We start from the raw sequence: 21,941 nt of genomic DNA, 5'->3' as shown, positions 1-21,941 counted from the left end.
GAACATGCTGGTCAAATCATTCCTGAGCTGGATGGACGAAGCACCTGCCCGCGAGCGGGCCGAGGCGGCGACGGTGCTGGCCGAGGCGTGGCAGGCCGGCGCGCTCGGCGAGGATACGCCGGAGGCCGTGGAAGCAGCTCTGACCTCGGTGCTCGACGATCCCTCGCCGATGGTTCGCCGGGCCCTCGCATTGGCCTTTGCCGAAAGCCGGGAAGCGCCGCGCCATCTCGTCCTGGGCCTCGCCGCCGATCAGGCAGAAGTTTCCGCGCCGCTCATCGCCCGCTCGCCGCTGTTGACCGAGGCCGATCTCGTCGATCTCGCCGCAACCGGTGAACGCAAGGCGCTGGTGGCCATCGCCATCCGGCAGGATGTCAGCCGTGCCGTCGCGCAGGCGCTGATCCACCGGCGCGACCCCGATTGCGCTTTCGCATTGGCCGGAAACAGCGCCAGCGAAATCGCCGAAGCGGACCTGCTGGCGCTGATCGAAGTGTTCGGTCATCTGCCGAAATTCCGCGTTGTCGTACAGGCGCGTCCCGACCTGCCCGTCACGGCCCGGCATGCGCTGATGCTGCGCACGGCGGAGGGGCTCGGCCAGTTCGTGACCGAGGGGGGCTTCCTCGCAGGCGGGCGGAAGGCTCGCCTGCTCGACGATACGCTTCAGAGCGGGACGATCGCATTGGCGCGGCAGAGCCCCGGCGAAGTCGGCCGCTTCGTGGCCCATCTGCGCAAGCAGGGGCTGCTGACACCGGCGCTGCTGCTGCGCAGTGTGCTTGGCGGTGACCTCGCGCTCGTTACCCAGGCTTTGGCCGATCTCTGCTCAGTACCGGCAAGCCGCGTCTCGGCGCTGCTGCGCGGGCGTTCCGAGCCTTCGATCGTCGTCCTGCTGCGGCGGGCGGGCCTGCCGGCCTTTGCCGAGCCGGTCCTGGCGGCTGCGATCATGGCGGCGGCGCGCCTGCCGGCCGGCGAAGCGCCCGGCGAATTCTCGCTGCCCGTGCTCCGGGCGGCGCAGGGCGCCTGCATCGACATTGCCGGCGAGGAGGGCGTGCGCCTTATGGCCATGCTCCGGCGCTTCGAGGCCCAGACGATGCGGGAGGAATCCCGTGCCCGTGCCGAAAGCCTCCGGCAGGATCTCCGCCAGGAGAAATCCGAATCGCTGGCGCTCAGCATGCCCGGTGATGCGCAGGACCTGCTGCGGCTCGGCGGGTTCGATGCCGACGGGGAGAAGCTGGTCGCCGAGATCGTCCAGTCCCAGCCCGAAATCGCCACTCCAAAGCGCCGCATCCTGCGCGAGCGCGGACTCGTGCTCGACGAGCCGATTCCCGACCTTGCGACGATCATTGCCGAATGGAAGACCGAACTCGGGATGCCCCCGGCCACGCTGCCGGCGTTTTCAACGCAAAAGCCCGGCCGAAGCCGGGCTGCCTGATCGTTCGGGCGGGCCTCACGCCGGGCGCAGGGCTCAGCTCGGGCGGCGGAACCGCATCTCCTCCTGCATCGCCTTCTGGCGCGCGTCGACCACGCGGTCGATCGCGCGGCGCAGGTTGTGGATGATCTGCGTCGCCACCGGGTTGGCATAGTCGCGGATATTGTTCCGGTAGATGGCCTTCACGGAATCGACATGGTGCGCGACGAGCTGGATCGGCAAGTAATCCGGCTCGATCTTGTCCAGCAGCTTCGACAGCGAACCGGCGATTTCCGCCGCGATCGGAAAGCCGAACACCGCCGCCTGGCCGCGGATATCATGCGAAGCGCGGAAAAGCGGGCCGACATCACGCTGGTCGGGCGGGGAATCGCGGAAAACCTCGTAGGCCGCGATCAGGCGGTTCACCTCGTCGCCCATCCAGTTCTGGAAGTCGCCCGACAGGTCCTTCATCGCGGCATCGGCTGCCGCGACGGACATCTCGTCCACACCGCCCGCATCGGAGGAACGCACCGCCGCCTTGGCGCGGAGCGTGCCACCGAGATGGATCACGCGCGTATCGCCGAAATCCTGGGCGACCGTGCCGTCCGATTCCGGCGCTTCGTTCTGCGCAAGGGTGTTGTTGTTACGCATTGCCCATCCCCGTTCCTGTGAATGCCGCAACGGCACCACGGTTCTTGTACTGGTCCGCCTTCACGAGATGGCGACGGTCGGGACCGAAATAGTTTTCCGTGCGGATGAACGGGCGCGGATTGAGGACAACCTTCGCGATCCGGGCATAAAGGCCCTTGGCCGAGATCGGCTTGACCAGCATTTCCGAAACGCCGGCATCCCGGGCTTCGAAGACCCGGTTCCGCTCGGCATAGCCGGTGACCATGATGATCGGGACGAACGGGTTCGGGCTGGTATCCGGCTGGCGGATCATCTTGGTCAGCTCGATCCCGTCGAAGACCGGCATCGACCAGTCGGTGATCACGACATCGGGGAGGTGGGTGGCGAAGGATTCCAGCCCGGCCGCGCCATCCTCGGCCTCGAAGACCTCGCGTGTGCCAAAGCCGTGGAGGAGCGTGCGGATGATGCGGCGCATATAGCCGTTGTCATCGATCACGAGGAAACGCAGGCGGCTACAATCGACGCGAAACATGCACAGCCCAGCGCGTCACGGATCCTGCCGCCGACCCTGGCGTGTGACGCGATACTGCACCCGGGCCGAAGAATTCTCTCAACGGAAGCGAAGCTAATCAAAGACCGTTAACGCGCCGTGAAATGCCGCTCCCTTCCATGCAGATCGGCCGGATCCGTCCCGAATTGTTCGCGCAGGATCCGCTCGTCAAGGGAATGTCCGGGATCGTGCAGCATGACGAGGTTGACCGAGCGATCCATCGCCACCGAAACTTCCCGCGCATCCCGCGTCTCGAAATGGTCGGCAACGGCCGCGACAGGGCGCTTGTCCGGCTCCAGCACCGTGATCGTGATGGCGGTGCTGTCGGGCAGCAGCGCGCCGCGCCAGTGCCGCGGCCGGAAGGCGGAGATCGGGGTCAACGCGATCAACGGCGCGTTCAGTGGCAAGATCGGGCCATTGGCCGAGAAGTTATAGGCGGTCGAGCCTGTCGGCGTGGCGACAAGCACGCCATCCGCCACCAGTTCGGGCAGCCGGACCTGGCCATCGATGGCGATTTCCAGTTTCGCGGCCTGGAAGGACTGGCGGAGCAGCGAGACCTCGTTGAGGGCACGCGCCTCGGTCAGTCGACCTGACGAATCGCGGCAGCGCATATTCAGCGGATGCACGACGCTGCGCTCCGCCTGCGCGATCCGCTCGACAAGGCCGTCCTCGCGGAACTCGTTCATGAGAAAGCCGACCGAGCCGCGATTCATGCCGTAGATCGGCTTTTCCGTGCCGAGGAAGCGGTGCAGGGTCTGCAGCATGAAACCATCGCCGCCCAGTGCCACGACGATATCGGCCTTGTCCGGATCGTTCTCGCCATAGAAGCGGGAAAGTCGCCGGGCTGCCAGCTGGGCTTCGGGCGCGGTGGAGGCGACGAAGGCGAGCACAGGGCCGGAAGACCGGCCAGCCGGCATGCCGGCAAGACCGGCGGCGGATTTCTCGCCCTCGATGCTCATGCGCCCTCCCGGCGATCTGCGGCGCCCGGGGCGCCTTTGGCACGGACGGTAGCCATGTCGGGCGCAAAGGCAAGGTGCCCCCTGCCGCGGGAAGGAGAAACCTGCCTTGTGCGAGGGACAGCCCGGAAGTGGTCCAGAAAAAAGGCAGGGCGGTCTGCGCCCTGCCTTTCGTGTCTGTCAGGCCGGATGGCCGGATGTTACGACCACTGGGCCGGAACGAAGCGATAACCGGCGCCTTCCTTGGCGATGAACCCGGTCGCCGGGAACGAGGCATGGTAGAAGGCGAGGCGGATCTTGTCGGCGGCGGCCATGTCGAGGATGCGCTTGCGGGTCGCGACGGCCTTGTCTGCGTCCATGTCGAACATGACCTTCCATTCCGGATTCGTCGCGAAGAGAACCGGCGTGTTGGTCGTGTCGGCGACATACATCATCTTCGCATTGCCCGAGGCGATGACGAAGGCGGTGTGGCCCGGCGTGTGGCCCGAAGCATCGACCGTGGTGATGCCGGTGACGATTTCCTGGCCCCACTTGAACTGCTTGACGTCCTTGGCGCTCGGCGCGAGCACGCGGCGGACACCCTGGAAGGCACCCTTCATGGCATCCGGCGCGGCGGCCATGCGGGCATCGTCCATCCAGAAGGCCCATTCGGCTTCCGGCACCATGATCTCGGCATTCGGATAGACGATCTGGCCGGCCTTGTTGCGGAGGCCCTGCAGGTGGTCGCCGTGGAAATGGCTGAGGATGACGGTATCGACCATCGAGGGCTCGATGCCGGCAGCCTTCATGGCCGCGACGGTGCGGCCATTGGTCGGGCCACCATTGTCGTTGAAGCCGGTATCGATCAGCACCAGCTTCGAGCCGGTATTGACGAGAACGGCGGTGAAGCTGATCGTCAGCTTGTCGGTCGGCAGGAAGGCGTCGGCCAGCGTCTTCTGGACAGCTTCCAGCGGCGCATTGCGGACGAAGGACGCATCGAGCGGCCGGGTGAATTCACCCTCGTGCAGGGCGATGATTTCGAAATCGCCGAGCTTGTAGCGATAGAATGACGGGGCAGAGGTGCCGACGATCGGCGCCTTGGCCATGGCAGGGCTGCTGACCCCGCGCAGGATTGCCGGAGCGGCAATCAGCGCCGTACCGGCAAGCGTGGTGGTGGTGAGAACGGATCGGCGGGAAATCATGTCGGCCTCCTCCTTTTGCCGGGCTGGGTCATCTTTCGGCACCGGCTTGAGCGTCTGAACAAGAGTGCCCTTTAGATCGGGCGGCAGCGTGGATTAGCGACATTCAATTTCGCAAATATTCTTTGCGCAAAAGCAAAAACAGTCCGATCCCAGCGCCCTGGCTTTTTGTTCCGAAAGGCCGGAATCCGCCGGGATTTTCGGCGGATTGCCTCGGTTTTTGGCAGGTTCGGCCAAGCAACAATTCACCACTTCTTCAGCAATGCCCGCCATAGTTGCGGCGTGAATGACGTCGATGGCGCGGTTGCGCTCGAGGGGGATGGAATGAGTGAGGCCAGAAAAGCCAGCGTTCTGGGGCGATTTGGACGGTCGGTGACCTGGAAAATCGCATTGATTGCCCTGGGACCGGTGATCGGGCTGGGGCTGACGCTGGCCCTGAACCAGCATGCCGAACGGATTCGTGCCGAGGCCGACCAATCCTATCAGGTCTCGGTCGAGGAACTGGCTCAGGTCGACATCCTCTCCTCGAACCTTTCGCTGATCACGGCACAGGTCTCCTCCTATCTTGAAAGCCGGACTGACCTTGTCGAACGCGAGATCACTGTCGGCATCGCGGATGCCCAGAAGGCCCTCGACAAGCTGAAGGCCTCGAACGACCAGCAGATGCGCGACAGCGTCGAGAATGCCGAATTGCGGCTGAAGCGCGCGAAGGATTCCTTCGCCACGCTGAAGGAAAAGGTCGAGGCGGTGGGCCGGACCAGCAATGATGGCCTGACCGACGATCTCGACAAGATGACGGAAGTGCTGTCGGCCCTGTTCGACGGCGCGACCTCGACCCATGAAGGCTTCCGCCCGCTGGCAGGATCCTATGGCGAATTGCGTGGCGTCGAGTTGCGCTATCGCTGGAAGCGCGATGACAAGCTTGAAAACCGCATCGAATTCATGCGTTCCGGCCTGATCGAGCGCCTGACCCGGGCCGATTTCGACCGGCCCCAGGCGGATATGCTGCTCGAATCGGTGCGCAAGCAGAAGGCGACCTATGATTCCTGGCGCCAGGGCGTGGCTTCGGAGCGCGAGGCGCGCGACGATACTGTCGGCCATGCGAAGCGCGCTCTGGCTGCCACCGCTGCGATCCGTGACCGGGCCGATGCCCGCCAGGCCGAAGCCCGTCGCCAGAATGCGGCGGCCAACGAACAGGCCGCCCAGTGGTCGCTCATTACGGCGGCTCTCGCGGCGATGATCTCGGTGGCGATCATCTTCGTGATCGGTCGTGGGATCGGCAAGGCCCTGTCCCGCCTGGCCCTTGCGATGCGCCGCGTCGCCGATGGCGAAGCGGATGTCGAGATCCCCTATACCACCCGCAAGGACGAGATCGGCGATATGGCGCAGGCCCTCGGCGTCTTCCAGATGTCGATCGCCGAACGTGCCGAACTGACGCGGCGTTCCGAAGAAGAGGGGGCTGCCCGTCTCTCGCGGGCCCGCCGTGTCGAGTCGGCGATCAGCGGTTTCGCCTCGTCCATTGAATCGGCCCTGCAGCACCTGCAATCCTCGGCCGACAAGATGCGCCAGGCCTCGGAAACGCTCGACAATGATTCGCGCGCCCTGACGGCCCAGGCCGAAGTGGCGGGCAATGCGACGGCCATCGCCTCGCGGGAAGTTTCCTCGGTGGCGGTTGCGGCCGAGCAGCTCTCCAAGTCTGTGGATGAGGTCTCCCGCCAGGCTGTCCGCTCGACCGAGGTCGCCGACCGTGCCGTCCAGCAATCGCATCGGGCGACGTCGATGATGTCGGAACTCGCTGCGGAAGCCGACAAGATCGGCGGCGTGGTGGAACTGATCCGGTCGATCGCCGGCCAGACCAACCTCCTCGCGCTCAACGCGACGATCGAGGCGGCCCGCGCCGGGGAAGCCGGCAAGGGCTTCGCGGTCGTGGCCAGCGAAGTGAAGGCGCTCGCCAACCAGACGGCACAGGCAACCGAGGATATCGTCTCGCGGATCACCTCGATCCAGAGCGCTTCGGGCGATGTCAGCCAGGCCATCGGCCAGATCGGCGGCATCCTTTCCGAAATGAGCGCGATCGCCACCAGCGTCGCCTCGGCGGTCGAGGAGCAATCCAGCGCGATCGCGACGATCTCGGACAATGTCAACGAAGCGGCGCGCAGCTCTGCGGAAGGCGCCTCGGCGATCCGCGATGCCGAAAGCCGGGCCTCGTCCAGCCGTTCGACCTCGACGGAAGTGGCGCAGGCTGCCCAGACCGTCGCCAGCGAGGCGGTGTCGCTCGAAGGCGTGGTCTCGACCTTCCTTGAGGAAGTGCGCGCCGCCTGATACCGGCGGCGGCCCGGAAGGTCCTGCAGGACACAGAGAATCAGAAGGCCGCCGGTGAACCCGGCGGCCTTTTCCATGCGCACGGCCTCTGGTTGCGGCTCCGGCTACCGGATGGGCGGTGCGTAAAGGATCCCGCCCTCGGTCCAGAGCTGGTTCAGCCCACGCGGGATGCCGAGGCGGGACTTGCTGCCGACATTGCGTTCGTAGATCTCGCCGTAATTCCCGACAGCCGCGACCGCCCGTGCCGCCCAGTCCGCTGTCACGCCGAGCTTGGGTCCGAGATCGGCGCCATCGACCCCGACAAAGCGGCGGACATCCGGCTTGGTGGATCGTTTCGCCTCGCTGACGTTGGAACTGGCCACGCCCAGCTCCTCGGCGTTGATCAGGGCGAAATTGACCCAGCGGACCAGGGTGTACCAGCGGACATCATCATTCCGGACGACGGGGCCGAGCGGTTCCTTGCTGACAATATCCGGCAGGATGACCGCCTCGCTCGCGCGGGCCAGCCGGAGGCGCTCGGCGAACAGCCCGGAATTATCGGCGGTCATGACGTCGCATTCACCGGTCTCGAAGCCGCGCAGGGTGGATGGGCCATCCGGGAAGGTCTTCAGTTCGGCGGTGATCGAGTTCGTCGAGAAGAATTCGGTTGCCCCCTGCGCATTCGTCGTGCCGGCCTGCACGCAGACCCGCGTCCGGTTCAGTTCGAGCGCGCTGACGGCCTTGTTGTCCCGTCGGATCATGAACCCCTGGCCGTCGTAGAAATTGACGCCGGCAAAAAGCAGGCCGAGCCCCGCTTCGCGCTCAAGGGTCCAGGTGGAGTTGCGGGACAGGATGTCGATCTTACCGGCCTTGAGGGCGTCAAAGCGTTCCAGCGCCGAGAGGGGATGGAATGTCACCTTCTTCGGATCGTCAAAGATCACCGCCGCGAGGGCGCGGCAGAAATCGACATCGAAGCCGGCCCAGCTGCCATCGGGCTTTTGTTCGGAGAATCCGAGCAGGCCCATGCTGACGCCGCAGGCCAGGCTGCCGCGCTTGCGGACCTCGTCGAGCGTGCCGGAAAAGGCCGGCAGCGTCGCCGCGAAAAGGGTGCCTGCAAGGGCGAAGGCACGGAAACCGATGGGCATGGCCGACCTCCTTCAGATGCTCGCGCCGTGGCGGATAATGACCTTCGCACCCACGGCAATGCGCTCGAAAAGATCGATCACGTCGCCGTTGGCCAGCCGGAAACAGCCGGACGATACCGCATGGCCGATCGTTTCCGGCTGGTTGGTGCCGTGGATCCGGTAGACTGTCGAACCGAGATAGAGTGCGCGCGCGCCCATCGGATTGCCGGGCCCGCCCGCCATGAAACGGGGCAGGTAGGGCTGGCGCGCGATCATTTCCGGCGGCGGGGTCCAGTCAGGCCATTCGGCCTTCCGCGAGACCCGGACAAGCCCCGACCACTGGAAGCCCTCGCGCCCGACGCCGATCCCGTAGCGCAGGGCGCGGTTATTGCCCTGCACGACATAAAGGAAGCGCTCGTTGGTATGGATGACGATCGTTCCCGCCGGCTCGCTGCTCCGGAAGAACACGAGCTGGCGCGCGAAGGGGCCCTCTTCCACGATCTGCTCCGCCGTGGCCACGCGGCCGGGCTCGTCGCCGATATCCATCGAGATCGGGGCGGCCTGCTGGCGACCAAAGGCCGCACCAGACAGCGCCATGACAGCAAGACCCGCGAGGAAGAAGCCTGCTCCGCGGCGGGTTGCCACCGCCAGTCCGTTGAAGCGGGAGAGGAGGGAGTGGCGGGGTGTCATAGGTCTCCCTGTCAATCAGCCGGGGCAGCGGACATAGATGAAGGTGCCGTAGCGGCCATGCACTTCGGGATCGACGAAACGCATGATCATTTCCTTCTCCGAGATGGAAATGATCTCGCGATCCTGCCATTCGCCGGGCGGCGCCTCGGGCCCGAGATAGGTCTTGCCGTCCGAACCACCCTTGATCCGCAACTCATAGAGCTTCGCATCGTCGGCGAGATGCATCATCACGCCATCGGACGGGCCTTTCGCGATGATATAGGGCAGGCGGCATTGCGCGCGGGCCTGGGCCTCGACGCGCTTGCGGTCCTTTTCCTCGCGATAGGAGGCAACGCCCCATTTCCCGATGAGCTGTTCGTTCCGGATCGTGGCCGGGCGTTCGGTCAGGGCGCCGGGCGTGACGACCGCCTCGTCGATCGTCGTGCCGCAGCCGCCAAGCAGCAGGACCAGAATCGCTGGGATTCCGGCGCGGATCAGCGAGGCAGGATACGCGGAAACCATGATGCTTCATCCTCTGGAGCATCCAGCGTAAAACAGCTTCGAGGGGCCGGCAAGCTGCGTTGATCACGTGGTTTTCGAGGAAGACCGGGTGTTCCGGAAGAACGTGTTGCCGCGCCGGGCGGTTGATGCTATGTAGGCAGGATCGAGTTTCGGCCGAACGACTTTGCTACTGCGGATCTGAATCCGCCTTGGCTGATGACCTCCTCCTAGAACATCGATATCAACAGCGCTTGCCGCCAGCCTGACCGGTTTGCGTGCCTGCGCCGTCAGCCAGACTACGTACTCAAACTGATCCAAAGGGACTTCCCATGCAGAACGGAACCGTGAAGTGGTTCAACGCCCAAAAGGGCTTTGGTTTCATCCAGCCGAGCAACGGCGGCACCGATGTCTTCGTGCATATCAGCGCCGTTGAGCGCTCGGGCCTCAGCGGCCTGAACGAAGGCCAGAAGGTGTCGTTCGAGGTCGTTGCCGATCGCCGCAGCGGCAAGTCCGCCGCCGATCGCCTCCAGATCATCGGCTGAACCGGATTGCCGGGCTTCGGCCCGGCATTATGACCCCGGCGCGCCGCCCGCTCATCCGGGCTGGCGCGCCTTTCCCTATCGGCCGATGCCGGGAGATGGCTTTTGCAAGTTCTTGTCCGTGACAACAATATCGAGCAGGCGCTGCGCGTCCTGAAGAAGAAGATGCAGCGTGAAGGCGTTTTCCGCGAGATGCGGCAGCGCAAGGCCTACGAGAAGCCTTCCGAGCGCAAGACGCGCGAAAAGGGCGAAGCGGTGCGTCGTGCCCGCAAGGCCCAGCGCAAGCAGATGCAGCGCGAAGGTCTCCTGCCGATGCCGAAGCCCAAGCCGCGCGTTGCCGGCCCGGGTCGCGGCGCGCCGCGCACGGCCTAAATCGCTCTCCCCTGATTGCCTTGAAGCCGGCCGGCGCCCTGCGCCAGCCGGCTTTCGTGCGTCCCGACCGATTGTCGGGTCGTTTTGCGCCAGATCAGAGCGGTCTGTCCGCCGATCCGGCATGTTCCTCCCAGTTCTTGTTCCAGGGAGGAAATCCACCATGCCAACAACCAAGCCACTGACATCGGTTCACTGCATCATCCGGGTTGCCGACGAGGCCAAGTCAGCAGCCCTCTTTGCCGGCGCGAAACTTGCCGAAGCTGCCGGCGCCTATCTTGGCGTCACGGTCATCACGCCCAAGGCCCATGTTCCATTCTCGCTGCTGGGCTCATCCTATGTGGCGCCGATGATGGCCGACCTCAACCAGCGCGCACTGACCGAGGGCGAGAAGCTCATCGTCGAGGCCAAGGCGCAGATCGCCGCTGCCGGGCTTTCGGCGCATGTCGAGATGACGCATGACCTGCTCGAGGAAGCGGCGGCCCGCGCCGTCCGGCAAGCGCGTGCGACCGACCTGATCATCGTCGACCAGCCCAAGTCGGTGCTCGATGTCACCGGGCTCATCCTCGAGGAGGCGCTGTTCCGCTCCGGCCGGCCGGTTCTTGTCGCCTCGCCCCGAGCCACGCCGAAGGGTGCCTTCCAGCGTGCCGTGATCGGCTGGGATGGCTCCCCCCATGCCGCCCGCGCCGCCAACGACATGGCGCAGCTTTTCCCCGGCATCACGCAGGTGGATATCGTTGTCGTTTCCGGCGAGAAGCCACTGGACCGGATGCTGCCCGGCGCTGATCTTGCGCATCATCTCGCCCGCAAGGGGATCGAGACAAAGCTGGTCGAGAAGACGGTGGTCGGTGAATCTGTCGGTGCCGTGCTGGACAGGCATGCCGTGGAAACCGGCGCCGATCTCCTCGTCATGGGCGGATACGGGCATTCCCGCATCAGGGAATTCCTGTTCGGTGGCGTGACTGTGGAACTGACCCACAGCGCCCATGTGCCGCTGCTCATGGCCTATTGATCCTGCCGCATGTTCAACAGGAAGGAGGGCCGCCCCGGGGCGGCCCTTTGCGTTCACGCCGCGTTCGGGCGGGCGGTGACAAGCGCGCCGACGGCATCGGCCGTGGCGGCGGAGAGCGTCCAGCCGAGATGGCCATGGCCGGTATTGTAGAAGACGCGCGGGTTCCGGCCGCGCATGACGCGGGGCATCATGTCCGGCATCATCGGGCGAAGGCCGGCCCAGGGCACGCTCTGGCGCGTACTCATGCCGGGGAAATGCACCCGGCACCAGGCGATGAGCGGGGCGATGCGCGCAGCACGGATATCGCGGTTATAGCCGTTGAACTCCGCCGTGCCCGCCACGCGGAAGCGGGCCGGGCCGAGGCGGCTGGTGACGATCTTGGCCTTGTCGTCGAGCAGGCTGACCCAGGGTGCGGCGTCCTGATCGGCCTTCTCGGTCAGGCTCACGGTGATCGAATAGCCCTTGACGGGATAGACATTCACCCGGTCGCCGAAGCCGCTGGCAATGGCGCGGGACATCACGCCGCCGCAGACGATGACCTTGTCGAACGTTTCCACCTGCTCGGGATGCTGGCTGCCATCCAGCGTCGGTTCGGTGGAGCGGGTGACAAGCGTCACATCGTTCTCGCCGGCGGCGGTCGAGAGGATCTCGGTCGAGAAGCGCATCGACACGTCCTTCTTTTCGCAGGCGCGGGCGAGGCCGACCGTGAATTTGTGGATATCGCCGGTGAAATCCGACGGGGTGTAGAAGCCGCCGTAATAGTCACCGCGCAGGGCCGGCTCGATGGATCTGATCTCCGACGGCGTGACGGCGCGGCGCTCGAGCCCGCCCTTGGCGAGCAGGGCGCTGACGCGGGCGGCCGCGTCGAAATCCTTCTTCGTTTCGTAGAAATGCAGGATGCCGCGGGTCTCGCAGTCGAAATCGATGCCCTCGGCCTCGGCCATCGCCTTCAGATAGGCCCGGGCCTCGATGGCGAGCCGGGCGGTGGTGACGGTGTTCTGCTCGTATTTCGGGATGGAGGCGATGAATTCGCCCATCCAGGAGATCTTGTGCCAGGAGGGCGCCGGATTGACGAGCAACGGCGCGCCGGGCTCCATCATCCATTTGATGCCCTTGAGCACCGTGGCCCAGCTGTTCCAGACCTCGGCATTCGAGGCCGAGAGCTGGCCGCCATTGGCGAAGGAGGTTTCCATCGCCGCATAGGGCTGGCGATCGAAGACGGTGACGCGGCAGCCGCGCTTCATCAGGGAATAGGCGGTGGTGATGCCGGTAATGCCGGCGCCGATCACGGCGACGGATTCAGGACGGGAAGCAGACATGATCATGGCTCCTTGAGCCCGCGCATACGGCGCGAGGCGGAGCCCCCTCTGTCATTGGCCTGAGAGCATCACCGGCCCTGTTCGTCAGGTCGCGGCTTACACCATCGGCGGGAGCGGCAGCTCCACTTTTCAGAGTCAAAAACGGGTGCGGTTCTGGGGCCTGAGAGTTTCCGGGGCGGTTGCTCCTTCGGCGTCAACCGGCGGACCGGCTGAACTCTTCCGCGGGCGGATGCCTAGCAGAGCCTGCGGCTTCGTCAAGGCGCTTCGCCGGGACGCGCGTTCCAGGCCCGCCGTTTCCCGCTGAAAAATCGCCTGCCGAAAACCGCCTGCCGGATCTTTCCGGGCCGGCGCCCGTGCCCTAGGACGTTGTTGACAGTCCCCTGTTCAAGACGAGGCAGGTTCGTTCATGGCGGTTACAGCTGGCGGAAACCCGGGGCGGGATCCATCGATCCGGCCCTCGCAGGCGGGGGAAGCCGAGGAACTCGTCGAGCTGCTGGCGCGACAGATGCCGATCGTCATCGGCGCGGTTCTGGTGGTGGCGCCCACCGCCGCCTATGTCCATGGCCTGCGCCTTGGCCCCTCCACACTCGCCTCGTCGTGGCTGGTTGCAGCGGTGGTTCTCGCCGCCTTCCGGGCGTTGTTCGTGGCGGCCTACTGGCGCTATCGGCAAGGCAGCAATCTCTGGTTCTGGCGCGCGGGCTTCATGCTCGGGAGCCTCGCTTCCGGCGGCCTGTTCGGCTGGTTCGGGTGGGTTGTCACCGGGTCCGGGGACGGGCCGCTCATGCTTTTCATCATCATGATGCTTGTCGGGCTGACGGCCGGCTCAGTCGCCTCGCTGTCGGCAGACAGGCAGGTCTATGCGGCCTTTGCGCTCAGTGCGATGGGACCGATTATCGTCCGGTTCGGGCTTGCGCCTGACGAGACCAACCGCTGGATGGCCGTGCTCGGCCTCGTCTTTCTCATCACGCATCTCGGCTATTCGATGCTGCAGAACCGCACGATGCGCGACCTGATCCGTCTCCGGAACCAGGAAAAGGCGTTCTCGCGCGAATTGGCCGAGGCGCGCGACCGCGCCGAACGGTCCAGCACCGAGAAGACACGTTTACTGCTTGCTGCCGGCCATGACCTGCGCCAGCCGCTTTATGCGATCAGGCTGCTGCTGGATACGCTCGACGCCGCCGGAACGGATATCCGCGCGCAGCGGATCGCGACGATCGGGGAATCGGTCAAGACGATTTCAGACCTGCTCGAGCGCATGCTGGAGGCGGCCCGGGCCGGGGCGAAAGGGTTCGAGCCCAGGCTGGCGCCGGTCGAGCTGGATGGCATCTTCCGGCAGGTCGGCGTGGAATTCGCCGCCGAAGCAGCCGCGAAGTCGATCGACCTCGGTTTTGTAGGCACGAGCCGCTGGGTGCTGGCCGAGCCTGTCCTGCTGACGCAGATCCTGCGCAATTTCGTTGGGAATGCGGTCCGCTATACAGCAAATGGGCGGGTGCTGGTCGGCGTGCGTCCGCGCAAGGGCCGCCTCGTCATCCAGGTCTGGGATACCGGACCGGGTATCGAGGAGGCCGACCTTCCACGTATTTTCGAGCCCTTCCACCAGCTTGCCAATCCGGCCCGGCAGGCGGGGCGCGGCCACGGTCTTGGCCTCACCATCGCGAAGAGCATGGCCGAGATCATTGGCGGAGACATCGCGGTGCGGTCCTGGCCGGGCAAGGGGTCCCTCTTCGCGCTCGACCTCCCGGCTGCCGGCCGTCCCGGGGTTGCGGCTGCGACGCGCCATGCCACCATCCCCGAGGCTTCCGGGCCGGGAGCCGGGCGGGTGCTGCTGGTCGAGGATCATGATCCGCTCCGCGAGATCCTGCGCGAGATGCTGGCCGGCTGGGGGTATACCGTCGAGGTGGCCGCCGATGCGATGGCGGCTTTGGCCCTCGTGGATGCCGGCGGCGCGCCCGATATTCTCGTTTCCGACCTGCGGCTGCCCGGCGCGATGGATGGCCTCATGCTGATCCGGGAGGTCCGCGCCCGCGCCGGACGGCACATTCCGGCGGTGTTGGTCACGGCGGATCCGGCCGTGCCTGATCCGGGCGAGGCCATCCGCGTGCTCCAGAAGCCGGTTGCCGCCGGCACGCTGCGCACAGTGATGGGGGCTGCGCTCAGCGATTGCCCGCGCGTTCGAGAAGTTCCTTCACCTCGCCACGATGGGTCAGGCCGAAACGCTTGAACACGCTGGCGAGATGGGCGCGGACCGTGTTTTCGCTGATGCCGAGGCTGCGCCCGATGACCTTGTTCTGCAGCCCGCGTGCACAAAGCACGAGGATGTCGCGTTCGCGCGGAGTCAGGGCAGGCTGATCATTGGCCTTGAACGCGCCCGGTTCCTGCGGGAGCAGATCCGAAAGGTGCCCGATAATGGCCTCGGGCCCGGATGCCTTGGACAGGATCGCGGCGGCGTCATCGAGGTCCGGCGCGCCCCGCAGTTCAGTTGGGTCGCTGCCGGTCACGATGATGATCGGCAGGTCGGGGGCCTCGTTTCGAAGCGCGAGATAGGTGTCAATGCCTGTCGAATCCGGCAGGGCAAGGTCAAGGATGACGGCATGGGGCGGGTTTGACGAGACACGTGCCGTGGCCTCGGCGAGGCGCGCCCCTTCCTCGACCTCGATGCCGGGATAGGCTGTCTGCAAGGCGGTCCGAAGGCCGAAACGCACCAACGGGTGATCATCGACAATCAGGATCCGCGCCTGACGCTTTCCCGACACAAACACTCTCCGACTGCAGGTCAAACCGGCCGCCAACCCGCGACAGGAATCGGCCTATATTACATCGTACAGCGAGGCTTTCCGGTTGCGCAAATGCTCCTGGATCGACCGGAACCCGCGCGCGGTCAGCTCGCAAGGCCGGGCAGGATCCCGATCGTGACAGGGCTCAGGAAGTCCTGGATCGACTTGTAATCGAAGGTCCTGTCGCGGGTGGTCGTGTTGATATCCCGGTTCTGCTCAACCCAGTTTGCAGCATAGGCATCATCGGTCAGGAAGGCCGTGAGGGCCGCATCGTCACGCAGCAGGGTCCGCATCCTGTGGGGCGGAAAGATTCGCTTGTAGCTGTCGGAGCCCGCGCCGAACCGCTGCTTGAACAGCGCGAGGCGCTCTTTCATGGGCCGGTTCTTCGGATCTTCCGCGAGGTTCTTCAGCCAGATCCGGCCGAAGCCGCGTGCGTATTCGAGGCGCTCCCGCGTGATGCCGGCTTGCTCGAGAAGCCCGATCTCGCCCAGCCAGCTGTTGAGCGATTCATAAGTCGCCTCCGGATACTGGGCGAGATAGGCCCCGAAGGCGTAGTTGATGAAGGTATCCTCGTCGCGGGTGAATGTGGTCCGAAAATCATCCGGCAGGTAAAACATCGCCTCGCCCATGGCCGTGTTCCAGAAGGCGGTGTTGGCCCAGTTATCGGCCTTGGCGAATTCCGCCAGCGCAGCCTTCCGCTCCTCAGGCGTCCGGCTGAAATGCGCCTTGATGCCCCCATGCACCAGGCCGGGATCGACGCCCGCGCAGCCCGGCAACCCGCCGAGCGCAACTAGAAGTCCGGCTATTGCAAAAAACCGGGGAAAAGAACGCATCCTCATGGACATCAGGGTATCTCCGGAAGGGTCGGAATGCGCCGGGGCAGGGCCGCGGCACCGGAATGGGATCAGAAAGTGTAGGCCGCGCCGATGGTCGCCCGGCTGTAGTTCATGCGCTGGTTGGAGAGCCAGGTCATGCCCTTGATCGACACTTCCCAGTTCCGGTTGATCTGGTAGGCGAGGCCCGCCTGCAGCGTGAACCAGCTCGGGTCGAGCCCGCGTTCGGCTGGCGCCACTTTCTCGGCGAGCACCTGGTTCAGGATGATGCCGCCCGAAAGGCGCAGGCGCGGCGTGATCGAATAGAGCGCACTCAGATGCAGCATCCCGATCGTCGACCCGAAATGCGCTACGGGCGGAATGTTGGTCGGGTCATAGGCCTGCCGGCTCCGGGTGGTCAGCAACGTGGCATCCAGCGAGAGCATCACCGGGCCGACCGGATAGGACGCTCCGGCAAAGGCGCCGAAGCGGTAGCTGGTGCTGTCCGCCCCGACCGGCGTGCCCGCCACCCCGACGAACTGGTAGGTGCTGTTCCCGATGCCGAACCCTCCAAGGATGCCGACGCGGAGGAAGGGCAGGGGCGTGATCCCGAGGACCAAATCGGCCCCGCCGGCTTCCGCTTTCGAATCGAGCGATAGCGGGAAGGCGAGAATGGTCGACTTGATCGTTTCCCGCGAGACATTGCCCGTGACCGAGGCAAAGCCCATCGAACTGATGCCGAAGCTGAGGCCCAGTTGGGTGCCATAGCTGTTCTGCTTCAGCCGTGTCGGCTGGCGGCGCTTCTCGGTGATGGCCATGCCGAGATCAACCGACAGCCGGAAACTGTGCAGGAAGCCGCGCCGGGCCGGATCCACGAATTCCGCTGGCAAAGGCAGCGTGCGCACCTGCGCGAGTTTCGGCAGTCTGGCATTGCTGAAGTTCGCCTGTGCCAACGCTGCGGATGGCATGGCGAGCAATCCCGCCGCAATGATGAAGCCTGGCGTCACGCGCATCCGTATCAGCCCCTTGCCCGTTCGTATGACGACGCTTTGGGATCGCCGAAGCCCGCCCGACGCGCCGTCGCCTGCTGTTTGTGTGCGGACAGAAGCAGCCGTCACCGGCGGGCGCAAATGATCGAAAGGACTAGTCCAAGGGGTCCGGGTGCTGTGACTGTGAAGGCACAGGACCTGCCGGGAGACGGTGGCGGGGTATCTGCCAATCCGGAAGGAATCGATGTTGGAGCGAAGGCGTGCAGCCGGCGGTTGAGCAAATCCGGGGCACGACCGGGCGCGGGCAGGGGACCTGTTCCTCAGGTCGCTATTCGCAGAAAGAAGGGAAGAAATGGTGCCGGATGAGGGGATCGAACCCCCGACCTTCGGTTTACAAAACCGCTGCACTACCGCTGTGCTAATCCGGCGCGGTTTCTCCTATTCCCGATTTGGCCGGCGCTGGCAACGGCTTTGCGTGCATGTTCGCGAATGGCGATTGCCGGCAAGGGGGCCTCCGCGCTGTGCCCCTGCACCCCGAGGCCCGGCCCGCGACCGGTTCCGACGAAAGACTCCCGACCTTGGTCTATCAGCCCAATTGCCGGCTGGGGCGCCGAGGGAGCGCGGTCTATAGACGGCGCAGTGGGGGCGCAGGCCGCCGCTTCAACGACAACATTGAACCGGGTCGCCTGCATCAGCAAGACCCCGCCAGCGCCGGCTCGTCCGGCGGAGGGCGGCTTGTTGCCTGTCCGGCCCTGAATTCGATGCCGCACAGTTCAGGAGAACGCCCATGGCACAGGCGCAAGCCATCCAGGCCGGACGTGATGTCCGGCCCATGACCAAGGAAGAGAAGAAGGTCATTCTGGCCTCTTCGCTCGGTACCGTCTTCGAGTGGTACGATTTCTACCTCTACGGCGCGCTGGCCGTGATGATCGGGGCGCAGTTCTTCTCGTCCTTCGATCAGTCGACGCGGAATGTCTTTGCGCTGCTGGCCTTCGCGGCGGGCTTCCTCGTGCGTCCGTTCGGTGCGCTGTTCTTCGGCCGCCTGGGGGACCTGATCGGCCGCAAGCAGACCTTCCTCGTCACCATCCTGATCATGGGCCTCTCGACCTTCGCGGTCGGCCTGCTGCCGTCCTATTCGACGATCGGCTGGGTGGCCCCGGTCATCCTGATCGGCCTTCGCATGCTGCAGGGCCTCGCGCTCGGCGGTGAATATGGCGGTGCGGCCGTCTATGTCGCCGAACATGCGCCGGTTGGTCGCCGCGGCTTCTACACCTCGTGGATCCAGACCACGGCGACGCTCGGCCTGCTGCTCTCGCTGGTCGTGATCCTGTCGCTGCGGCTCTATCTCGGCGAAAAAGACTTCGCCGATTATGGCTGGCGCATTCCGTTCCTTGGCTCGATCTTCCTCCTTGCCGTCTCGGTCTGGATCCGCCTGCAGATGCAGGAAAGCCCGGCCTTCAAGAAGATGAAGGAAGAAGGCACGCAATCGAAGGCGCCGCTCTCGGAAGCCTTCGGCCAGTGGAAGAACCTCAAGGTCGTGATCATCGCGTTGCTCGGCCTCGTCGCTGGCCAGGCCGTGGTCTGGTATACGGGCCAGTTCTACGCGCTGTTCTTCCTGCAGAGCATCCTGAAGGTCGACCTGTTTACGGCCAACGTGCTGGTGGCCTGGTCGCTCATCCTCGGCACCGGCGGCTTCATCTTCTTCGGCTCGCTCTCGGACAAGATCGGCCGCAAGCCGGTGATCCTCGGCGGATGCCTTGTGGCGGCGCTCACCTTCTTCCCGCTCTTCCAGGCGATGACGCAGGTGGCCAACCCGAAGCTCGACAACGCGATCAAGACCATCAAGGTGCAGGTCGTCGCCGATCCTGCCACCTGCGGCAACGTGATCGACCCGGTTGGCATCCGCACCTTCACCGCGGCCTGCGACGTGGCCCGCGTGGCCCTGGCCCGTGCCGCTGTGAAGTATGACTTCACCCCGGCCCCGGCCGGCAGCACCGCCAAGGTTGTCGTGGCGGGCAAGGACGTGGCGATTGCCCCGGCCATTCCGGCCAATATCGCAGCCTTCACGGCAGCGGCCGTCGAGGCGGGCTATCCGAAGGCAGGCGATCCGTCGATCGTCAAGGTCACCGGTGTCATCCCGGCAACGACCCAGGCCTGGAGCATCGTCGCCATCCTGACGATCCTCGTTCTCTACGTGACGGCGGTCTATGGCCCGATTGCGGCGGCGCTGGTCGAGTTCTTCCCGACCCGCATCCGCTACACCGCGATGTCGCTGCCCTACCATATCGGCAATGGCTGGTTCGGCGGCTTCCTGCCCCCGACCTCCTTCGCCATGGTCGCGGCGACCGGCGATATCTATTACGGCCTGTGGTATCCGGTCGTCGTGGCGCTCGGCACCTTCGTGATCGGCCTGTTCTTCGTGAAGGAAACGAAGGACCGGGATATCTATACGGTCGAGAACCGCTGAGGGTTCAACAACGCCAGCGTTGTCCCCGCGGACGACCTTCCTTCGAACCCCGCCGGAAACGGCGGGGTTTTTTGTCAGAGCCCGGGCAAATCAGCCGGTTCCGGCGGGCGAGGGCAGGCTCAGCCGCCCTTCAGCCCGCGCGACACGGCATAGAGGCTGATCGCTGCCGCGTTCGAGACATTGAGGCTGCGGATCGCGCCGGGCAGTTCCAGCCGGGCCAGATGGTTGCACAGCGTGCGCGTCGACTGGCGCAGGCCCTTGCCCTCGGCCCCGAGTACCAGCACGAGCGGCATGCGGAGCGGCAGGTCGTGGAATTCTTCCGTGGCTTCGGAATCAAGACCGACCAGCAGGAATCCTTCTTCCTGCAGGCTTGTCAGCGCCCGGCCGAGATTGGTGACCCCGACGATCGGCACATGCTCGAGCGCCCCGGATGCCGCCTTGGCAAGGACGCCGCTGACCTCGGGGCTGTTCCGGAACGTCGTGAGCAGGGCGCCCACCCCGAAGGCGGCAGCGCTGCGCAGGATCGCGCCGACATTATGCGGATCCGTCACCTGGTCGAGCGCCACGATGATCTTGTCCTGCGGGACGGCCTCGAGCCGCAGCAGGGGCAGGCGGAACGTCTCGAGATAGACACCCTGATGCACGGCATCCGGCGGAAGCAGCGCGTTGATCGCGTCCGGCTTCACCACTTCCGCCTGGATCGGCAGCGTCAGGTCTTCGCTGAGGCGCAGCAGGCCGTTCTCCGTGGCGAGCAGGCGGTGATGCTTGCGGGCCGGGTTGGCGAGGGCCTCATGGACGCTGTGGATGCCGTAGAGCACGTCGCAATCCTCGGGCGGCTTCGGCTTTTCCTTCTTCGGCTTTGGCGCGAAGCGGGACTTGTCCTTGAAGCGCTTCGGGGCCGTGTCATCCGGACCGGTTGCGGGGAGGGCGCGTTGGCCGCCATCCTTCTGGCCAGCGCGCCGATAGGGCGATTTCATGTTCTGTCCTTCCCGGGGAGCCCCGGATTCAGCGTGAGGTTTGCCGGGATAGGCGTTTGCTGTCGACTTGTCGATTACCCGGCTTCTGGAGACCTGCCCTGCCAGGCCGATCGTTCGGGGATTTCACGCCTGCTCCCGGGTTTCGTCAGCCAAATTTCTAGGCTGCCGGCTGCTTTCTTCCGTTGACACACCGGGACGGCTTGATCATAACGCGGCCTCGCGCTCGGGAAACCGAGGTACAGCGTTTGTGGGGGAATGTCCCGAGCGGCAAAGGGGGCGGACTGTAAATCCGCTGGCTAAGCCTTCGCAGGTTCGAGTCCTGCTTCCCCCACCACTCCCTTCCACCTGATTTTCCTGACATCGCCACCATTCTCCGGGATCGCCGCGCGGCATGCCGGACCGATGCCGATCAGCGCCCCTGCTCCGTGCCGGCGCGGATCACCGCTTCGGTCAAGGCCGGGTCGCAGGCCTCGATGAAGCGATAGGCGAAGCCCCGCAGGAACCGGCCGCGTTTGACGGCAATATGCGAGGTCATTTCCTCGAAGAGGCTGCCGCTGTCGAGCAAGGTGAGGCCGGTATCGCGCGCCGGCTCGAAGACCTGCGCGGCGATGATGCCGATCCCGAGGCCCAGCTCGACATAGGCCTTGATGACATCGGCATCGATGGCTTCCATGACGATGGAGGGCTGCTCCCCCGCGGCCTCGAAGGCGCGGTCGATGGCCGGGCGCCCGGTAAAGCCCTGATGATAGGTGATTACCGGGTAGGCCGCGATGGCGGCGAGGCTGAGCGGGCCGGCTGATTCCAGCGGATGGCCCTTCGGCACGACCACGGCATGGTGCCAGCGGTAATAGGGAAAGGCGACGAGCTCCGGCACCCGGCCAACGGTCTCGGTGGCGATGCCGATATCGGCGCGGCCCTCGACCAGCATGGCGGCGATTTCCGGCGGGCTTGACTGGTGCAGGACCAACTGCACATTCGGGAACCGCGCGCGGAACGCAGCGACGACGCGGGGAAGCGCGTAGCGTGCCTGCATATGCGTGGTGGCAATGGTGAGCTGGCCGTGATCGGCCTGCGCCATCTGCTCGGCGATACGCTTGATGTTGCCGGCATCGGTCAGGATGCGCTCCGCCATTGCGAGGATCTCGCGGCCGGGCTCCGTCAGGTCGAGCAGGCGCTTGCCGCGCCGGACGAAGAGCGCCACGCCGAGTTCGTCCTCGAGGTCCTTGATGTGCTTCGACACGCCGGATTGCGAGGTGGCGAGGTGATGGGCGACCTCGGTCAGGTTGAACTGGCGGCGCACGGTTTCGCGGATGATCCGCAATTGCTGGAAATTCATCGTCCCTTCCGTCCGCGCGATCCCGCGTCTGTCCTG

The 21,941-nt window shown here is 65.3% G+C and carries 20 protein-coding genes, 2 tRNA genes and 2 riboswitches; of the genes, 8 read left to right on the top strand and 14 right to left on the bottom strand.

Features of this window, described 5'->3' with window-relative positions:
- The first annotated feature begins 4 nt into the window (after positions 1-4).
- Entirely contained in the window at positions 5-1,426 is a 1,422-nt protein-coding gene (locus P0652_RS03000) for a DUF2336 domain-containing protein (protein ID WP_284177262.1), read from the top strand.
- Positions 1,427-1,459: 33 nt separating this feature from the next.
- Here the strand turns inward: P0652_RS03000 and P0652_RS02995 are convergent, their stop codons facing one another.
- From P0652_RS02995 to P0652_RS02980, 4 genes are all read right to left on the bottom strand, one after another.
- Positions 1,460-2,053, bottom strand: a complete 594-nt coding sequence (locus tag P0652_RS02995) for an Hpt domain-containing protein (protein ID WP_284177261.1) — start codon at positions 2,051-2,053, stop codon at positions 1,460-1,462.
- A complete protein-coding gene (locus P0652_RS02990) occupies positions 2,046-2,564 on the bottom strand; it encodes a response regulator (protein WP_284177260.1) in 519 nt (172 codons plus the stop codon). The genes P0652_RS02995 and P0652_RS02990 overlap by 8 nt, the downstream gene beginning before the upstream one ends.
- A 107-nt stretch (positions 2,565-2,671) precedes the next feature.
- Positions 2,672-3,499 (bottom strand): NAD kinase, encoded by an 828-nt coding sequence (locus P0652_RS02985; protein ID WP_284177422.1) that lies wholly within the window; start codon positions 3,497-3,499, stop codon positions 2,672-2,674.
- 239 nt (positions 3,500-3,738) lie between these two features.
- The gene (locus tag P0652_RS02980) at positions 3,739-4,719 is read right to left on the bottom strand and encodes an MBL fold metallo-hydrolase (protein ID WP_284177259.1); all 981 of its coding nucleotides are present in this window, start codon (positions 4,717-4,719) and stop codon (positions 3,739-3,741) included.
- A 321-nt stretch (positions 4,720-5,040) separates the two neighbouring features.
- On the opposite strand from P0652_RS02980, the gene P0652_RS02975 reads away from it, so the two are divergent.
- Positions 5,041-7,038, top strand: coding sequence for a methyl-accepting chemotaxis protein (locus P0652_RS02975; RefSeq protein ID WP_284177258.1), 1,998 nt, complete (start codon positions 5,041-5,043; stop codon positions 7,036-7,038).
- Between the two features lie 104 nt (positions 7,039-7,142).
- Here P0652_RS02975 and P0652_RS02970 read toward each other — a convergent pair whose 3' ends face one another.
- The 3 genes from P0652_RS02970 to P0652_RS02960 form a co-directional block, all read right to left on the bottom strand.
- Complete coding sequence (locus tag P0652_RS02970; RefSeq protein ID WP_284177257.1) at positions 7,143-8,162, bottom strand: amino acid ABC transporter substrate-binding protein; 1,020 nt, start codon at positions 8,160-8,162, stop codon at positions 7,143-7,145.
- A gap of 12 nt (positions 8,163-8,174) precedes the next feature.
- Positions 8,175-8,738 (bottom strand): L,D-transpeptidase, encoded by a 564-nt coding sequence (locus tag P0652_RS02965; RefSeq protein WP_284177421.1) that lies wholly within the window; start codon positions 8,736-8,738, stop codon positions 8,175-8,177.
- 108 nt (positions 8,739-8,846) lie between these two features.
- Positions 8,847-9,332 carry a hypothetical protein gene (locus P0652_RS02960; protein ID WP_284177256.1) on the bottom strand — a complete coding sequence of 162 codons (486 nt, stop codon included), beginning with the start codon at positions 9,330-9,332 and terminating at the stop codon, positions 8,847-8,849.
- 308 nt (positions 9,333-9,640) lie between these two features.
- Between P0652_RS02960 and P0652_RS02955 the strand changes: the two genes are divergently transcribed.
- The 3 genes from P0652_RS02955 (at position 9,641) to P0652_RS02945 (ending at position 11,231) form a co-directional block, all read left to right on the top strand.
- Positions 9,641-9,853, top strand: a complete 213-nt coding sequence (locus tag P0652_RS02955; protein WP_284177255.1) for a cold-shock protein — start codon at positions 9,641-9,643, stop codon at positions 9,851-9,853.
- Positions 9,854-9,955: 102 nt separating this feature from the next.
- Entirely contained in the window at positions 9,956-10,222 is a 267-nt protein-coding gene (gene rpsU / locus P0652_RS02950) for a 30S ribosomal protein S21 (protein ID WP_284177254.1), read from the top strand.
- Between the two features lie 160 nt (positions 10,223-10,382).
- Positions 10,383-11,231 (top strand): universal stress protein, encoded by an 849-nt coding sequence (locus P0652_RS02945; RefSeq protein ID WP_284177253.1) that lies wholly within the window; start codon positions 10,383-10,385, stop codon positions 11,229-11,231.
- 53 nt (positions 11,232-11,284) lie between these two features.
- On the opposite strand, the gene P0652_RS02940 is transcribed toward P0652_RS02945, so the two are convergent.
- The gene (locus tag P0652_RS02940; protein WP_502947444.1) at positions 11,285-12,550 is read right to left on the bottom strand and encodes a D-amino acid dehydrogenase; all 1,266 of its coding nucleotides are present in this window, start codon (positions 12,548-12,550) and stop codon (positions 11,285-11,287) included.
- A 46-nt stretch (positions 12,551-12,596) separates the two neighbouring features.
- A riboswitch (glycine riboswitch) is annotated at positions 12,597-12,685 on the bottom strand.
- A gap of 3 nt (positions 12,686-12,688) precedes the next feature.
- A riboswitch (glycine riboswitch) is annotated at positions 12,689-12,782 on the bottom strand.
- Positions 12,783-12,956: 174 nt separating this feature from the next.
- On the opposite strand from P0652_RS02940, the gene P0652_RS02935 reads away from it, so the two are divergent.
- Positions 12,957-14,771 carry a hybrid sensor histidine kinase/response regulator gene (locus P0652_RS02935; RefSeq protein ID WP_284177251.1) on the top strand — a complete coding sequence of 605 codons (1,815 nt, stop codon included), beginning with the start codon at positions 12,957-12,959 and terminating at the stop codon, positions 14,769-14,771.
- Here P0652_RS02935 and P0652_RS02930 read toward each other — a convergent pair.
- From P0652_RS02930 to P0652_RS02915, 4 genes are all read right to left on the bottom strand, one after another.
- The gene (locus tag P0652_RS02930; protein WP_284177250.1) at positions 14,704-15,303 is read right to left on the bottom strand and encodes a response regulator; all 600 of its coding nucleotides are present in this window, start codon (positions 15,301-15,303) and stop codon (positions 14,704-14,706) included. The two genes, P0652_RS02935 and P0652_RS02930, sit on opposite strands and share 68 nt — an antisense overlap.
- 125 nt (positions 15,304-15,428) lie before the next feature.
- Positions 15,429-16,169, bottom strand: coding sequence for a hypothetical protein (locus tag P0652_RS02925; protein WP_284177249.1), 741 nt, complete (start codon positions 16,167-16,169; stop codon positions 15,429-15,431).
- A gap of 59 nt (positions 16,170-16,228) precedes the next feature.
- Positions 16,229-17,149 carry a hypothetical protein gene (locus P0652_RS02920; protein ID WP_284177248.1) on the bottom strand — a complete coding sequence of 307 codons (921 nt, stop codon included), beginning with the start codon at positions 17,147-17,149 and terminating at the stop codon, positions 16,229-16,231.
- A 329-nt stretch (positions 17,150-17,478) separates the two neighbouring features.
- Positions 17,479-17,553: transfer RNA gene (locus P0652_RS02915), tRNA-Thr, on the bottom strand.
- A 359-nt stretch (positions 17,554-17,912) separates the two neighbouring features.
- Here P0652_RS02915 and P0652_RS02910 point away from each other — a divergent pair.
- On the top strand, positions 17,913-19,592 hold the full coding sequence (locus tag P0652_RS02910; protein WP_284177247.1) for an MFS transporter: 1,680 nt from the start codon (positions 17,913-17,915) through the stop codon (positions 19,590-19,592).
- A 119-nt stretch (positions 19,593-19,711) separates the two neighbouring features.
- On the opposite strand, the gene rlmB is transcribed toward P0652_RS02910, so the two are convergent.
- The gene (gene rlmB / locus P0652_RS02905) at positions 19,712-20,569 is read right to left on the bottom strand and encodes a 23S rRNA (guanosine(2251)-2'-O)-methyltransferase RlmB (protein WP_284177246.1); all 858 of its coding nucleotides are present in this window, start codon (positions 20,567-20,569) and stop codon (positions 19,712-19,714) included.
- Between the two features lie 249 nt (positions 20,570-20,818).
- Here rlmB and P0652_RS02900 point away from each other — a divergent pair.
- Positions 20,819-20,903, top strand: a tRNA-Tyr gene (locus P0652_RS02900).
- Positions 20,904-20,978: 75 nt separating this feature from the next.
- On the opposite strand, the gene P0652_RS02895 is transcribed toward P0652_RS02900, so the two are convergent.
- On the bottom strand, positions 20,979-21,905 hold the full coding sequence (locus tag P0652_RS02895) for a CysB family HTH-type transcriptional regulator (RefSeq protein WP_284177245.1): 927 nt from the start codon (positions 21,903-21,905) through the stop codon (positions 20,979-20,981).
- Positions 21,906-21,941 lie beyond the last annotated feature (36 nt).

It is taken from the genome of Rhabdaerophilum sp. SD176 (assembly GCF_030143245.1).
Classification (GTDB): domain Bacteria; phylum Pseudomonadota; class Alphaproteobacteria; order Rhizobiales; family Beijerinckiaceae; genus Rhabdaerophilum.
The sequence above is the reverse complement of the archived record's forward strand: the minus strand, read 5'-3'. Positions and strand labels throughout refer to the sequence as shown.

Excerpts from the sequence above, each read along its gene's own strand:
- P0652_RS03000 (WP_284177262.1), top strand. The coding sequence starts at position 5 with ATGCTGGTCAAATCATTCCTGAGCTGGATGGACGAAGCACCTGCCCGC.
- P0652_RS02995 (WP_284177261.1), bottom strand. The coding sequence starts at position 2,053 with ATGCGTAACAACAACACCCTTGCGCAGAACGAAGCGCCGGAATCGGAC.
- P0652_RS02990 (WP_284177260.1), bottom strand. The coding sequence starts at position 2,564 with ATGTTTCGCGTCGATTGTAGCCGCCTGCGTTTCCTCGTGATCGATGAC.
- P0652_RS02985 (WP_284177422.1), bottom strand. The coding sequence starts at position 3,499 with ATGCCGGCTGGCCGGTCTTCCGGCCCTGTGCTCGCCTTCGTCGCCTCC.
- P0652_RS02980 (WP_284177259.1), bottom strand. The coding sequence starts at position 4,719 with ATGATTTCCCGCCGATCCGTTCTCACCACCACCACGCTTGCCGGTACG.
- P0652_RS02975 (WP_284177258.1), top strand. The coding sequence starts at position 5,041 with ATGAGTGAGGCCAGAAAAGCCAGCGTTCTGGGGCGATTTGGACGGTCG.
- P0652_RS02970 (WP_284177257.1), bottom strand. The coding sequence starts at position 8,162 with ATGCCCATCGGTTTCCGTGCCTTCGCCCTTGCAGGCACCCTTTTCGCG.
- P0652_RS02965 (WP_284177421.1), bottom strand. The coding sequence starts at position 8,738 with ATGGCGCTGTCTGGTGCGGCCTTTGGTCGCCAGCAGGCCGCCCCGATC.
- P0652_RS02960 (WP_284177256.1), bottom strand. The coding sequence starts at position 9,332 with ATGGTTTCCGCGTATCCTGCCTCGCTGATCCGCGCCGGAATCCCAGCG.
- P0652_RS02955 (WP_284177255.1), top strand. The coding sequence starts at position 9,641 with ATGCAGAACGGAACCGTGAAGTGGTTCAACGCCCAAAAGGGCTTTGGT.
- P0652_RS02945 (WP_284177253.1), top strand. The coding sequence starts at position 10,383 with ATGCCAACAACCAAGCCACTGACATCGGTTCACTGCATCATCCGGGTT.
- P0652_RS02940 (WP_502947444.1), bottom strand. The coding sequence starts at position 12,550 with ATGTCTGCTTCCCGTCCTGAATCCGTCGCCGTGATCGGCGCCGGCATT.
- P0652_RS02935 (WP_284177251.1), top strand. The coding sequence starts at position 12,957 with ATGGCGGTTACAGCTGGCGGAAACCCGGGGCGGGATCCATCGATCCGG.
- P0652_RS02925 (WP_284177249.1), bottom strand. The coding sequence starts at position 16,169 with ATGTCCATGAGGATGCGTTCTTTTCCCCGGTTTTTTGCAATAGCCGGA.
- P0652_RS02920 (WP_284177248.1), bottom strand. The coding sequence starts at position 17,149 with ATGCGCGTGACGCCAGGCTTCATCATTGCGGCGGGATTGCTCGCCATG.
- P0652_RS02910 (WP_284177247.1), top strand. The coding sequence starts at position 17,913 with ATGGCACAGGCGCAAGCCATCCAGGCCGGACGTGATGTCCGGCCCATG.
- rlmB (WP_284177246.1), bottom strand. The coding sequence starts at position 20,569 with ATGAAATCGCCCTATCGGCGCGCTGGCCAGAAGGATGGCGGCCAACGC.
- P0652_RS02895 (WP_284177245.1), bottom strand. The coding sequence starts at position 21,905 with ATGAATTTCCAGCAATTGCGGATCATCCGCGAAACCGTGCGCCGCCAG.